The following is a 15495-nucleotide window of genomic DNA, read 5'->3' on the forward strand; positions in this document are numbered from 1 at the left end:
GTCAGCCCTTTTTTTAAATAAAGCTTTATGAGAAAGATTTATACATTATTATTACTCACTATATTTTCATTATTGGGATATGGTCAAGTAACAATATCACCTAATCCATTTGAGGTAGATGAATCCATAACAATTACATTAGACATTAATAGTAATGCTACAAACTGTAACGGATTTAATAGCCCATCAAAAGTATATATGCATTCTGGTGTAGGAGATGGTTCTAATGCCTTTGGTATTAGTGTTGTTGGAAACTGGGGACAGGATGATGGAGTTGGGGAAATGACCAACCAAGGTGGTGGTATTTATAGTATCACACTTACCCCTCAAACTTATTATGGATTATCAACTGCACAAGCTGCTAATGTTATTCAAATGGGAATGGTTTTTAGAAACGAAGATGGTAGTCAAGAATTAAAAGCAACTGGTTGTAACGATTTTATCTATGATGTCGGAACTTTTCAAGTGAGTCTATCTTCTCCAACAAACGAAACTACAATTTTAACATCTGGAAGCAACTTTAGCATAAATGCTACAAACATAGGGGGAAATGCAAGCTATACGCTTTATGCTAATGGAGCTATAATAAATACTAATGCATCTACAAGTAATTATTCTTTTACAGATGTTGCAGTTACATCTAATAAAAATTATGAGTTGGTAGCTGAATTGAATGGCACAATAATAACGCATTCATTTAGTGTTCTTGTTGATCCTGGAAACATCTTTGATGTGATGCCTGTAACTTATGAAGATGGCATTACTTACATAGATGACAATACTGCTGTATTAGTACTCTATGCTACTGGCAAAGACTTTGTTTATTTAGCAGGAAGCTTTAACAATTATCAGCCTGATACAAGCTATGCAATGAAAAAGGATCCAACCCGAAACAATAAGTTTTGGATTGAACTTACAGGACTAACTCCTGGTCAAATAGAAACCTATCAATATTGGGTAGTAGATAAAACACCTCTTGCTAACTCACCAGCACTTGTTAAGACAGCTGACCCTTATTCAACTTTAGTTTTATCACCTTATGATGATCCATATATTCCTGCTACAACTTATCCTAACTTACCAACTTATCCAGCTGGTCAAGAAAGAGAGGTAACAGTTTTACAGACTGGACAAACTCCTTATAACTGGCAGGTTACAAACTTTCAAAAACCAAAGAAAGAAGACCTTATAATCTATGAACTTTTAGTTAGAGATTTTGATGCTGATAGGAACTATCAAGATGTAATTGATAAAATTGACTACTTTAAAAGTTTAAACATTAACGCTATTGAGTTAATGCCTGTGATGGAATTTGAAGGTAACGAAAGTTGGGGATACAATACATCTTTCCATATGGCATTAGACAAATTCTATGGTACAGAAGACAAGCTAAGAGAATTAATAGACGTTTGTCATCAAAATGGTATTGCTGTAATTTTAGACTTAGCCTTAAACCATGCTTTTGGGCGTAACCCGATGGTGCGTATGTGGATGGATGATCCTGATGGTGATGGTTGGGGAGGACCAAGTTCTGAAAACCCTTATTTTAATGTAACAGCTACACATACTTATAGTGTAGGTAACGACTTCGACCACTCTAATCCAAGAACAAAAGACTACACAAAACGTGTTATTAAACATTGGGTTGAAGAATTTCATATCGATGGATTCCGTTGGGATTTAACAAAAGGTTTTACTCAAAATTGTACTTCAGGAAACGAAACCTGTACAAATGGTTACCAACAAGACCGTGTAGATGTATTAAGAGAGTATGTTGACTATTCTTGGTCTTTAGATCCTTATCACTATGCTATTTTTGAGCACTTAGGGTCTGATTCAGAAGAACAACAATGGGCTAACTATCGTATTAACGAGACTATACCTAAAGGTGTTATGATGTGGAAAGAAATGTGGAACGATTACAAAAACTTAGGTAATGGAAGTACTGGTAATATTAGTGGTATGGGCAGTAATGAACACGGATTTACTATGAAAAGAGCTTTGGGGTATCCTGAAAGTCATGATAAAGACCGTGTAATGTACGAAATGGTAACATTTGGTGCCAGCAATGGTAGCTATGATATTACCAACTTGAATACTGCTTTAACGAGAATGTCTACCATTGGTGCAACTTCAATTATGATTCCTGGCCCAAAAATGTTATGGCACTTTGCTGAATTAGGTATGGATATTTCTATTTGGACTTGTGACAACGGAGTGGTGAATAGTGATTACGATGGAAATAATGATGGCGATTGTAAATTATCTACTAAACCACAACCGCAATGGGTTAATAACTGGACAAGTGATCCAAACAGAAGCCAAGTCTTTAGTGATTGGGCTAGATTAAATAACTTAAAGATTCATGAAGATGTTTTTGAAGGAGATTACTCCATAGATTCAGGAGATTTAACTCCTCGAATATTTGTTTGGAATGATGCTTTACCTTCAACAGAACTAAAAAATGTTGTCATCCTAGCTAACTTCGATTTAACAGCTCAAAATATCGTCCCAGATTTTCCTTATACAGGAACATGGTATGATTTAATGGATGAAACAAATTCAACATCTATTAACGTAACAAACACAACAGCAACGATTAATATTCCAGCTGGTGAGTTTAGAATTTTTGGAAATGCACAACCAGATGCTTTAAGTATTGATGAAGAAACTTTGTTAGGCTTCTCAATTTATCCAAACCCTGCTAATACAAGCTTTAATATAAGCACAAATGTTTCAAATGTTGAAATCTATGATTTGTCAGGAAAACTTATAAAGTCCTACAAAGGTTCTTTTGACAGAACAGATTCTTTTGATATCTCAAATATTACTACAGGAATGTATATCGTAAAAGCTGAAAACAGTAATAAACAAATAAATACAACCAAGTTAGTCAAGCTCTAAAAAAATTAAGCGTTAATTGAGCAAAAAGAGCTTCTTAAAATAAGAAGCTCTTTTATTTTTATCTTAACTCCATGAAGATTAAATGCATTTTACTACTAATATTAATTATCACGTATTCATGTAGTGATAAGTCAGATAGTATTTCTATTAATCCTGAAAACACTATCAACTTTTATTATGGTGCAGACCTTTCTTATGTTAATGAGATGGAAGATTGTGGTGCTATTTATAAAAACTTAAACGGGGAAATTCAAGATCCTTATACTATTTTTAAAAATGAGGGGGCGAACCTAGTTAGATTAAGATTATGGCATAACCCTAACTGGACGAATTACTCAAACTTACAAGATGTAAAACAATCTATTCTACGTGCAAAAAATGAGGGCATTCAGGTTTTATTAGACTTTCATTATTCTGATACTTGGGCGGACCTTCAACAACAACAAATTCCTGCAGAATGGCTAACTTATATTGATGACGTTGAAATATTAGGAGATTTACTTTACAATTATACATACAATACGCTTTTAGAACTCTCAGACGAAAATTTGTTACCGAATATTGTTCAAATCGGAAACGAAATCAATCCAATGATTCTTCAAGATGGAGAACTTGAATGGCCTATTGATTGGGCAAGAAACTCAGCATTAATTAATAAAGGTATTAAAGCCGTTAGAGATGTTTCTGAAGTAAGAAATGAAACTTTAGAAGTTATGCTTCATATAGCTCAACCAGAAAATGGACTCTGGTGGTTTGAACAAGCTACTGCCAACGGCATAACGGATTTTGATTGGATAGGTTTATCCTACTACCCTATTTGGTCAGATTATGATTTAGATGAAGTTCAAACACCGCTTTCAACTTTAGTAGACACTTATAATAAGAAATTAATGATTGTTGAAACTGCCTATCCTTTCACTTTAGATAATGCAGATAGTGCTAATAATATTTTAGGCTCAGATGCTCTAACATCTGGTTATCCAGCTACACAACAAGGACAATTAGACTACCTTAATCAACTCAAGCAAATAGTTGAAAATTCTGGTGGACTGGGTTTAGTTTATTGGGAACCTGCTTGGGTCTCCACAAACTGTACTACACAGTGGGCACAAGGATCACATTGGGATAATGCCACACTTTTTGATCATGAAAATAAAGCTACGCTTGGTATTAAATTCTATAATGGATCTCAAGACTAATATGAATTCTATCAAATCAACTTGAACAATAACTCACCGAAGATTTATTCTTTGCTTTTACTTTTTGTTTTCTGTAGATTAAAATAGTTACCGCTATTATTCCTCCTGCGAGCGCCAAACCAGCACCAACAAAACTTGATGAAGCTGCACTAAAACCATAAGCAATTGGCAATCCTGCAAGGTAAGCACCTAATGCATTTCCCATATTAAAAGCACTCTGATTCATAGAAGATCCCAACATTTCGGAACCTTTAGCTGAATTGATAATAGCCATTTGTATTGGTGTGGAAATTGTAAAAGCTATCATACCTACAATAAAAGTAAAAATCAGTGCCATTACAGCATTAGAAGCTACTAAAGCGTTACAGATTAATACTAAAACAATAGCAAACATACTTATAGCAACGGAACGTAATGGTGAGAAAGTCTCAGTCATTTTAGCTCCAACAAAATTTCCAACAAACATACCTAAACCTGCAAGAATCATGGCGTAACTTACCATGTCTTCTGAGAGATGAGATACATTAGTTAATAGTGGAGCTATATAACTATACCATGCAAAAAATCCTCCTGTACCAATTGTGGTTAATAATATCAAAGCCCACATTTCTGGGTTTTTTAATCCTTTTGCCTCTTCTTCACTTGAAGAATCATTTTCATGTTTAAAATGTGGCATCCAGTAAAAGATACTTATCATAGCTAAAATACCAACAATTCCAACCATAATAAACGAAGCACTCCAATGGTATTGATTTCCTATATACGTTCCAATGGGTACACCTATAATATTTGCTACAGTAAGACCTGTAAACATCACTGCAATAGCTTGTGCAGATTTGCCTTCTTTAGCCAATTTTCCTGCTACAACAGCACCTATTCCAAAAAATGCGCCATGAGGTAAAGCTGATAAAAATCGCATAACCAACATCATTCCATACCCAGTAGAAAAAGCAGAAAGTGTATTGAACACCGTAAACCACAGCATTAAAAACAATAACATCTTATTTGATGACAGTTTATGGCTTATACTAGTTAAAAGTGGTGCTCCTACAACAACTCCCAAGGCATATGCAGAAATGAAATGTCCAGCTTCTGGGATGGTAATTTGTAAAGCTTCGGCGACATTTGGTAGAATACCCATTATTACAAATTCGGTTAATCCAATACCAAAGCCGCCAACAGCTAAAGCTAACAAAGCTTTTTTGTTAGAATTTTTCTCTTTCATAGCAATTATTTACAATGTGCTTTTATGTTTGCAAAGTTCTAAACAATACAGGTATTTATTTAATAGTGACTTACCTTATATCTATGCCATTTTATCTCTGTTAAAATTATATTAAAAGATAAAGAGTTAATATAGAACACAAAAAAAGGTGCTCAAAATGAACACCTTTCACTATTAATCAATCATATTTCAATTAACTTTCAAAACTTCTAGCTAATTTATTAGGGTAAATTCTGTACTTATTAAGAAACATTTTTAAAGGATTAAAGTTACTCAAGAAAGAATATGGATTAAGATCAAATCTTAAAACAACTTCGCAAGATTCATTTTTTTGGATTTTCAATCCTTCTTCAATTTCAAAGTCTAAACAGTTAACATTATATAAGTCTTCCGTAGTTCTTTCTAAAGTTTTATAACTATTATTCGATGTATCTAAGTAAAACCTAACTTGTCTATATTCACCTTCACTAAGCCCTAAACCACTATTCGATTTAATAAAAACACCTGTATGAAGCCCTTTTAAAAGTAACAACTGATTCTTAAAATCAGAAACTACATGTTCGTTACCATTAATATCAATAACCGATAATTTAATAGTATTCAAACTCATTTCAGACACACCTTTTTCTAAAACCTCTTTATTTCTTAAAACAATATCTTTAGTAGTTTTTCTACCAAAACCGTTTGTCTTTTCCTCCATATAAAATGAATAAGGTAGTGTTTGCCAAATTGTTGGATAAACTGTTATATTTTTCATAGTGCTTTGTTTTTTAATATTTTAAAAACAGATATCATACATATCTTCGGTGCAAATTTCAGCAGAAAAACAAAGTTAAAAGTAGACGCCTTTATCGCATATATATGCTATTTTAACAACATATAAGACACAATAGTTTATACCAGTTAATATAGAATACTTTTAAGGTAAAAATGTAAATAACGTTCATTTGGAAAGAAAATTATAACTGCAGAAAGCTATCATAAGTTTTATAAAACAAAAAAGCCAACTCGTTAGAGTTAGCTTTCTTTGAAAGTACAGGCGGAGAGACTCGAACTCTCACACCTCGCGGCACTAGATCCTAAGTCTAGCGTATATTGCACCAAAGAAACACAAAAACACTCATTATCAATTACTTATGTGTTTTGTCATTTTCTTTAAAGTCAATTAATATCAGTTAACATCAACATTTGTTGTACCTATGTTGTACCTAAAAAGACCAATAAATATGTATCTTTATAGAAAGACTACAACAGAAATTGTGCAAAAAACAAAATGTTGTACCTATGTTGTACCTGATTTGACTTTCGTACTCAAAAAAGGTCAATTATGTCATCAAATGCAAAAATAGTTCTTCGTAAAAAACCGAACGTTAAAGGTCAATATCCATTAGCTATTCGAATCACAAAAAACCGTCGCTCTACCTATCAGTATGTTGGTCATTATATCGATTTAGAGGAATGGGACGAAAAAAATCTTCGAGTAAAAAAAACAAATCCAAATGCTGATAACCTAAACAAGTTGCTATCACAACAACTTTCTGATGCCAATAAGGCTCTTATCGATTTACAGTCTGAGTATAAAGATGCCTCAGCAAACCAAATTAAAAAAGAAATATATGCGTCAGGGAATTCCTCAACTTTCTTTGAGCTGGCACAAGAACATCTGGACGAACTGAAAGTTGCAGAAAAGTTAAACCGTCTATCTACGGACAGCGCATTGATTAGTTATATTGTAAAATATCACAAATCTAAACAACTTTCATTTCAAGAAATTGATGAACGATTTCTTAAAAAATTGATGATATACCTCAAAGTTAAGCACCACCTTGCTGAGACTTCAATAATGAATATACTTGTCCTAATCCGCTTATTATTCAACAGAGCTATAAAGCTAAAAATAGTCAGTAGGGAACTATATCCTTTCGGTGGTGACAAAATTAAAATCAAGTTTCCTGAGACGACAAAAATAGGGTTGAATATTATTGAGGTAAGAGCTATTGAAGCTTTAGATAATCTAACCTACAATGAAATTCATACAAGAAACGTTTGGCTATTTAGCTTCAATTTTGCAGGAATGCGCGTTACAGATGTGCTTTGGACAAAATGGTCGGACATATATGATGACCGGTTACATTATAGAATGAATAAAAATTCAAAATTATTGTCCTTAAAAATTCCAGATAAGGTCCAAAGTATTTTGAATTACTATAGAAATGATAAGAGATTTGACACTGATTTTGTTTTTCCCGAATTAAAAAAGGCTAATCTCAATGACGCTAAGGATATCTATAATAAAAGAAAAACGGCGACAAAAAAATTCAATGATAACTTAAAATCAATTGGCAAAAAAGCAAAAATAGATAAGAAGATAACAATGCACATTGCTAGACATACTTTTGGCAATATTGCAGGTGATACCATTCATCCATTAATGCTGCAAAAACTTTATAGACATAGTGATTTAAAAACAACTTTGAATTATCAAGCAAATTTTATCCATAAGGAAGCTGATGATGCTCTAGACAGTGTAGTTAATTTTTAATTAATCTAAAGCAATAACAGCTACTTTTAACGTGGGATATATTTGATTTAATTAAGATAATTTTTGATTGAAACACTCCACCAACATTTTGTAGAGTTCTGGGTGCTTTCTCTTAAGTAAATCTGGACGTTCAAAAAAGTATTCAGAAGCTACTGCAAAGAATTCGGCTTGGTTAGTTCCTCCATATTTACGGATGTCGGATTGGTTACCATTTATGGCTTCCATTTCTCTATGAATCAAATTCAACCACGGGATGGTATATTGATGCTGTAATAGCCGTTCTGGAATCCCGTCCGTATGGTCATCGAGCTTATCAATAAGATGTACAAATTCGTGAATGCCCGTGTTGTTTTTATCGCTTTTGTTTTTGAAACCGTGGTAAAGGGCTTTTTTAGAAAGAATCATTTGTCTTTCAAAACGTCCGTTACCAACAATTCCACCTATATAACGGGATTTTTCCTTAGACCCAAATTGCATATCCTCATTGAAATTGTCTGGATACAGTAGGATTCCGCTTAAATTGGTGTAATGCCATTCTTTGAACCCAAATACGGGTATTACCGCACTTGCAGCGATTAGAATTTTGTCAAGTTCTTGCAATTCCAACTGTACACCATCAATATAAACTTCACTCAAAAATTGCATCATTCGCTGCTGAAATACCTCTTGCCTTTCTTTTGAAAGATTTCGATAGTAAAGTACGTTATCCAGCAACAAACTATGCCAATACTCTGGAAAAGGCTGTACCTTTTGCCGTTGTGCTTTTCTGTAAAAGTGAACAACCAAAAGAAGAATGACACCTAAGAGGATAGCGTAACCCATATCAAATTGAGTATGTTATGCTACAGACTCTGCCTTAAACCCTACTTTTTGCAAAGTAGTCTTAATAGCTTCTTCTGAAGCACCATCACTTTCTATTGTCAATATTTTGTCAGGATTGGCGGTATCTACTTCCCAACTTTCTACACCTTCCTGCTTGTTTAAAAAAGGGGTTACTTTTGATACGCACCCACCACAATTGATATTTGTTTTAAATTTTAAAGTTTTCATAGTTTCTGAATTTATGATTGTTAAAGTTTTACTTGTTTTAAGCGCAGACTATTGGCTACGACCGATACACTACTGAATGCCATTGCAGCTCCTGCTATCATTGGGTCCAACAAAAAGCCATTGATGGGATATAGCACACCTGCAGCTATCGGGATGCCAATGATGTTGTATATAAATGCCCAAAACAGATTTTGGCGAATACCCATAACGGTTTTCTTTGATAGTTTCAATGCTTTGGAAATTGACTGTAAATCTGAAGTTATCAAGGTCATTTTTGCAACGTCCATCGCGATGTCGGAACCTTTTCCCATTGCAATGCTGACATCGGCCTGTGCCAAGGCGTGTGAATCGTTGATACCATCGCCCACCATAGCCACCACTTTTCCATCGGCTTGTAATTTTTCCACAAAAGCGGCTTTATCCGAGGGCAATACCTCTCCTTGGTAGTTGGTTATCCCAACTTGTTGGGCCACCGCTGACGCAGTGTTGTTGTTATCGCCGGTAAGCATATAGACCTCAATTCCTTTTTCCTGCAATGTAGTTATGGCTTTTTTGGATGTTTCCTTTATTTTGTCCGCAATGGCGAGTATTGCCAACACTCGTTTATCATTGCTAAAGAATATGACGGTTTTTGCCTGGTCTTCAAGATTTTCAGATACTTCTATTAAAGCAGTATCGATTTGAATAGCATTTTCGACCATTAGCTTGTGGTTGCCTACAAAGTACGGTCTGCTATTTTCCAATTCTGCCTTGACACCCATTCCGGTGATACTTTCGAAAGAGGCAATTTCAGCGGGCTGAACACCTTGTTCCTTAAAATGGTTGACTACGGCTTCGGCTAGTGGATGTTCCGACTGAGCTTCAATCGCTAATAGAATTTGTTCGCATTTTTCCACTCCTTTAGTGTCCTCAGCCCAATGAATATCTGTTACCAAAGGTTTTCCTTGGGTAATAGTGCCCGTTTTATCGAGAATTACAGCATTGACCTTATGACCGAGCTCTAAACTTTCAGCATCCTTTATTAGGATATTGTTTTCTGCGCCTTTTCCTATGCCCACCATAATCGCTGTTGGTGTCGCCAATCCCAAAGCGCAAGGGCAAGCAATGACCAATACCGCTACCGAGGTTAGTAAGGCTTGGGAAAATGCGTTGTCGCCACCGACAAACATCCAAACAATAAATGTGATGATGGATATACCCAATACGATGGGAACAAATATTCCCGCTATTTTATCGACCAATTTTTGTACAGGTGCCTTACTTCCCTGAGCTTCCTGTACCATTTTGATGATTTGAGACAACAAAGTTTCACCACCCACTTTTTCGGCAGTGAATTGAAAACTCCCCTTTTGGTTGACGGTTCCTGCAAAAACTTTCTCTTCTGTAGATTTTTGCACTGGGACAGGTTCCCCTGTAATCATACTTTCATCTACATATGAACTTCCTTTTGACACTTGACCATCTACGGGAATTTTCTCGCCTGGGCGTACCAAAATGGTTTGCCCTACTTGAACTTGTGATATTGGAATTTCCTTTTCTTCACCATTCTCAATAATCTTTAGCGTTTTAGGCTGTAATCCCATTAATTTTTTAATAGCGGAAGAGGTATTCGATTTTGCTCTTTCTTCCAATAATTTTCCAAGGGAAATGAACGTAATGATGACCGTGGCAGCTTCGTAATACACGTGGGGGTCAATACCACGGCTCAACCAAAATTCAGGAAAGAGCGTATTAAAAACACTGAACAGAAAGGCGATACCTGTACTCAGGGCCACCAAGGTATCCATATTGGCCTTTCCGTACTTTGCCTGTTTAAAGGCATTGCCAAAAAAACTACGTCCAAACCAGAACAGTACCGGAATCGTAAGTACCAACGAAATCCATTTTCCCGGCTCCCATTCCATAAAGAACATCCCAAGGATAAAAATGGGCAGCGTCAAAATTGCGGACCAAATGGTACGGTTTTTTATATCTTGGTAATGTTGTTGCTGAAGTTCTTGTTGTACTTGCGAGGGGTCTTCGGTATCAATAATGATATCATAACCCACTTGACGCAAAGCGTTTTGTAATTTTTCTTCTGAAATGCTCTCATCATAATCAACCAATACGGAATTGCTAGCAAAATTTACGGTGGCCTTGTTGACACCGTCCGTATGGGAAAGAATTGACTCCACACTGCTTGCACAAGCAGCACAGGTCATACCCGTTACCGGAAAGGATTTTGTTATTCCTTGTTTACTGTTCTTTTCTTTGGTTTCGAATATGTTAATTGATTCCATAACTACTCCTTATTTTATAACACAAATTTCGGAATAGAATATGGCAATATTGTTACGTTATTCACTGAAAAAGTTGTAGAATGTTCAGCAAAACCAGCATACTATTCCATTTCAAGAAATTTTCTAAACTGATGATTTACTATTAAATTTCTAGCCATTCTTAAAAAAAGCTTTCCAAAGAAATCACCTAGTGATAGCAAGTGATTTTATTGGAAAACTTTTCTCCAAATAATTGATGCTGCCTTTATTTTCTCTTAGTCGTTTAGATTTTTTGTTTCCTCGGTAAGCGAACCTTCAAATTTGGGAATTGGGCGATTCTTTCTCTCCTCTTCTGTTTCCACTATTCCATTTTCCTTAATGTCATTGATTAACCATTGCATTTCCATTATTTCCCTACGTTGCGCCTTGATGATTTCATCGGCAATTTTCCTTACCCTGACATCTTTTATTTTAGAACGTTCGCTAGTTAAAATAGCTATAGAGTGATGGGGTATCATTCCTTCCATATAGTCAACACCGGAAACCGTGACCTGACTTCTGACCAGCCATATACCACCTACAATCAACAGAATACCCAAGGCAAATATTGAAATGTTCTTATTTCGGTCTTTGTACATTTGCAACATATACAGTAGCATAATAATGACCATCGACCCACCCATGATCAGGGTCATAAAAAAACGGGTCTCACTGTACCAGAAATGGTCAATAATCTGATACGAGTGTGTGTACATCAAAAAGAACATCGCAACCATTGAGGTGCCAATCATTGCGAAAAATTTTAAATAATTATTTGGCTTTTTTTCGTTGTTTTCCATAGTTTATATTTTTGGTTATTTTAATTAATTTAATTCATTAAAATTAAGATTTATACAAAACAAGTATTTGCTACAATAGGTAATACTTTAACTCATTTAAAACACTAATCGATTTTACCACATAAAAGTGGCATTGAACTCTCAATATCCTAAAATTCATCAAGCGATTTTCTGTTCTTATCTCTATTATTTTTAAACTGTGTAGGTGTCATTCCCGTAACTTTTTTAAACTGATTACTTAAGTAAGCAACGCTACTATAGTTTAACTTAAAAGCTATTTCGCTTAAGGTTAACTCGTCATAAACGATGAGTTCTTTAACACGCTCAATTTTTTGGTTAATGATATATTGTTCAAAAGTGATACTCTCTACTGATGAAAAAAGTGAGCTTAAATATTTATAGTCCAGGCGCAATTTTTCACTAATAAAGTCTGTCCATTTAATGTTCAAATCTTCTGATGAGTAATAAATTTTGTCTACCACCAAGGTTTTCATCTGTTCTATAAGCTGACTTCTACGGTCGTTGATTAAACTGAATCCAATATCTTGAAGTGCTTTGGAAAACTTGTTTTTATTTTCCACGCTTAAAGATTTTGTTAATTCAACTTCTCCCAATTTTATTGAGCTATATGGTATCTTCAGTTCTTGCAAAATATTAGATACCGCAGAGATACATCGCGGACATACCATATTTTTTATGTGAACTTTATAACTCATTTTTTTTAAAACAACTTTATCCCAGCTTTTGAAAGTGAATAGAAATACGCTGCAATAGCGGCTATAATAAATATGATGATTAGGGCCAATATTCCAATAATTCTATCTTTTTTAGTGATATTGTTCTTAGTTCGGCGCTTATTTCTTTCAGCTTTTCTCCTATTTCTTCTACTCTCACTCATCATCGCTCTTCTTACCATTGCATATATTTCTTTATGGAACTCTTATTTAAGGCTGACCTATTCTAAAGTCTCCCTTACTTCACCACATTTTAGCATTGCTTCTCCGTAATACGGATTACGAATTTCTTCTTCGAGACTTAACCAAAAGGCACCTTTATTGTTATCTGCCATAGGGCAAAAATCACGGTATACTTTTTGGTTAACTCCAAAAAGCTTTATACCACTTGTTATATGAGCAGAAAGATGCTTAAAATGGTCTCTCTGTACTGCTATATCTGAATTGTTTTCAATGGCATTTGCAGAGTTTTTCAGTTCTTTTTGAATCGTCATCCAATGGTTATGTGCTTCCTCATTAGTCAATAATTTCATATCTACCTTTGCTAGATTCTGACCTATTTTTTTTGCTGCAGTCTGTGCTTCTGTGGCATTGTCATTAACAAGGGCATCCTTCAGAAGAATATAGCCTTCTAAAACGCTTTTTAATTGATTTTGAAATTTGCCGGCAACTTTTATTCTTTTATTCATCTCTGAATGATTTGTGTTGTTCATTTTATCTCCCGAACCATCATTTTGCATCCCCAAGTGCCCTTCGTGTCCTGTCATTGTTTTGCCCCCTTCAGTATTCATCATAGATTTCTTTCCTTGCAATTGAGCAGCAGCGTCAACCGTAAACGTTCCGTTTGTTACGATTTCATCACCATTTTGCAATCCTTCGATAATGGTATAGGTGTCTCCACTAGCATTACCAAGTAATACCTCACGCATTTCAAAAACTGGCTCATTAGGGTTAGTCTTAACGTAAACCACAGAACGTTCTCCTGTCCACATTACTGCACTTGCTGGTACATTGATGGCTTCGTTCATCTGCATTTCAGCTCCTTCAACCTTTCCTTCTACAAACATCCCTGGTTTAAATTTGTCTTTTCTATTATTTAATACAGCACGAACAACTATGGTTCTTGTAGCTGAATTAAGAATTGGGTCTATAAATGAAATTTTAGCATCAAACTCTTGATTTGGATATGCGTTAGTGACAATTTTTATACTTTGACCTTCTTTTAGTGAAGCTATTTGGTTTTCATACGCATCGAACTCTGCCCAAACAGTATTTAAATTTGCTATTTTGTAAAGCGGTTGACCCAGTTTTACATAATCACCTTCTTCCACCATTTTATGGGTAACAGTTCCTGAAACAGTGGCATATACAGGAAAGTATTCCTGCACTTTTCCTGCCTGCTCAATAGCATTAATTTGCTTTTCTGAAAGTTTCCATAATTTGAGTTTGTTTCGGACAGCCGAATATAGTTCAGGTTGAGATTCCTTTAGGGAAGCAGCTGTTAAGAGTTCTTGCTGGGCGGACACTAATTCTGGCGAATAAATAGTGGCCAAACGCTGCCCTTTACCAACTCTTTCTCCTGTAGAGTTCACATAAAGCTTTTCAATCCTACCTGCAAAATAAGTTACTTGAACAGCATTGGACTCTTCATTTTCCCTTATTTTTCCCGATAGTTTAAGTGTACCTGCTTCAATGGCTCCTGACCCTACTACTGTTGTTTGAATATTAGCTAATGCCATTGCGTTTTCAGTCATTTTAAACTGGTCTGCCAATAATCCATCGGCACCTGTTTCCGCAGGTATTAAATCCATACCACATATAGGGCAATCACCCGGTTCGGGTTGCATTATCTGTGGGTGCATTGAGCAGGTCCACATTTGACCTGATGCAATTTCCTCTGAATGATTGTGGTCGTCTTTAACCTTGTTTGTTGCAGTATCAGCAGAACCTCCACCAAATATTAGATAGCCACCTAGTAGGCCAACAATTAATGCAACACCTATGTATATGATGTTTTTATTCATAATATTATTTATTTTTCTTTTTTATTATCTTTCTGATTGTAGGTGATGATGTATACCATAGTAAAAACCCACTCAATACTGTTATTAATCCCAATAATGAGAATGCCCTTAAAACGGTGGTGTTAAAATTATCTCGACCTTCATAATCCATTGTATGTGTCATCCATAGAAAATCGAACCAACGCCAACGGCGATGCCTAACAGTTTGGAATTTCCCATCATTTACTGACACATAGACTTTTAAAGCTTCATTATCTGCATAGGATATCACATAAGCCGGCAATAGCCTTTCTCGATACTCGTGCTGTTTGCCTACTTCTGTGATACGCTCCACATTAATAATTTCTAATTCTTTCTTCATATACTGTTTTGCTACATAAACTGCCTCGTCTTTGCTTATTTCTGATTTTAGTTCTCCATTTAAGGCATTGAAAAGCTGTTGTTCATTTATCCAGTAATAGGGTATTTTATTTATATCTCTTAGTTCTATTGTGCGTATGCCTTTTGGCACGTCTAATTGAGCAGGACTTAAAAGGTTTTGAAATGCCTTTGGCTGATACTGTAAATTCTTAAACTGGTCACCGTGTATATCATCTATATCGGTCCAACTAAAATATAAACCACTGATAGTCCACATTAGGAATTGGATGCCAATGAAAAGACCTAAGTATCTATGAGTCTTTCTAATTTTTAGTGCCGTTTTTCTACCTATCATTAGCC

General features: G+C 35.2%; 12 protein-coding genes. 3 read left to right on the top strand and 9 right to left on the bottom strand.

The window, feature by feature from the left end; translation table 11 throughout:
- Positions 1 to 27 precede the first annotated feature (27 nt).
- Positions 28 to 2904, top strand: a complete 2877-nt coding sequence (locus QGM60_RS04120) for an alpha-amylase family glycosyl hydrolase (protein WP_281138989.1) — start codon at positions 28 to 30, stop codon at positions 2902 to 2904.
- Between the two features lie 71 nt (positions 2905 to 2975).
- Positions 2976 to 4103, top strand: a complete 1128-nt coding sequence (locus QGM60_RS04125) for a glycosyl hydrolase 53 family protein (protein WP_281138990.1) — start codon at positions 2976 to 2978, stop codon at positions 4101 to 4103.
- A gap of 16 nt (positions 4104 to 4119) precedes the next feature.
- Here QGM60_RS04125 and QGM60_RS04130 read toward each other — a convergent pair whose 3' ends face one another.
- On the bottom strand, positions 4120 to 5328 hold the full coding sequence (locus tag QGM60_RS04130) for an MFS transporter (RefSeq protein WP_281138991.1): 1209 nt from the start codon (positions 5326 to 5328) through the stop codon (positions 4120 to 4122).
- Between the two features lie 193 nt (positions 5329 to 5521).
- Complete coding sequence (locus QGM60_RS04135; RefSeq protein WP_281138992.1) at positions 5522 to 6085, bottom strand: hypothetical protein; 564 nt, start codon at positions 6083 to 6085, stop codon at positions 5522 to 5524.
- Positions 6086 to 6655: 570 nt separating this feature from the next.
- Between QGM60_RS04135 and QGM60_RS04140 the strand changes: the two genes are divergently transcribed.
- Positions 6656 to 7870 carry a site-specific integrase gene (locus QGM60_RS04140; protein ID WP_087524345.1) on the top strand — a complete coding sequence of 405 codons (1215 nt, stop codon included), beginning with the start codon at positions 6656 to 6658 and terminating at the stop codon, positions 7868 to 7870.
- A gap of 51 nt (positions 7871 to 7921) precedes the next feature.
- Here the strand turns inward: QGM60_RS04140 and QGM60_RS04145 are convergent, their stop codons facing one another.
- The 7 genes from QGM60_RS04145 to QGM60_RS04175 form a co-directional block, all read right to left on the bottom strand.
- Entirely contained in the window at positions 7922 to 8692 is a 771-nt protein-coding gene (locus tag QGM60_RS04145; protein WP_087524344.1) for a M90 family metallopeptidase, read from the bottom strand.
- Between the two features lie 15 nt (positions 8693 to 8707).
- A complete protein-coding gene (locus QGM60_RS04150; RefSeq protein ID WP_087524343.1) occupies positions 8708 to 8920 on the bottom strand; it encodes a heavy-metal-associated domain-containing protein in 213 nt (70 codons plus the stop codon).
- Between the two features lie 20 nt (positions 8921 to 8940).
- Positions 8941 to 11199 (bottom strand): heavy metal translocating P-type ATPase, encoded by a 2259-nt coding sequence (locus tag QGM60_RS04155; protein WP_281138993.1) that lies wholly within the window; start codon positions 11197 to 11199, stop codon positions 8941 to 8943.
- A gap of 254 nt (positions 11200 to 11453) precedes the next feature.
- The gene (locus QGM60_RS04160; RefSeq protein ID WP_281138994.1) at positions 11454 to 12017 is read right to left on the bottom strand and encodes a DUF305 domain-containing protein; all 564 of its coding nucleotides are present in this window, start codon (positions 12015 to 12017) and stop codon (positions 11454 to 11456) included.
- Between the two features lie 149 nt (positions 12018 to 12166).
- Positions 12167 to 12733, bottom strand: coding sequence for a helix-turn-helix domain-containing protein (locus QGM60_RS04165; RefSeq protein ID WP_281138995.1), 567 nt, complete (start codon positions 12731 to 12733; stop codon positions 12167 to 12169).
- Between the two features lie 239 nt (positions 12734 to 12972).
- Positions 12973 to 14775: an efflux RND transporter periplasmic adaptor subunit gene (locus QGM60_RS04170; protein WP_281138996.1), complete on the bottom strand. Its 1803-nt coding sequence runs from the start codon at positions 14773 to 14775 to the stop codon at positions 12973 to 12975.
- Between the two features lie 4 nt (positions 14776 to 14779).
- Positions 14780 to 15490: a PepSY domain-containing protein gene (locus QGM60_RS04175; RefSeq protein ID WP_281138997.1), complete on the bottom strand. Its 711-nt coding sequence runs from the start codon at positions 15488 to 15490 to the stop codon at positions 14780 to 14782.
- Between the last annotated feature and the right edge of the window lie 5 nt (positions 15491 to 15495).

This window comes from Winogradskyella sp. SYSU M77433 (assembly GCF_029911945.1).
In the GTDB taxonomy this organism is placed as follows: Bacteria; Bacteroidota; Bacteroidia; order Flavobacteriales; family Flavobacteriaceae; genus Winogradskyella.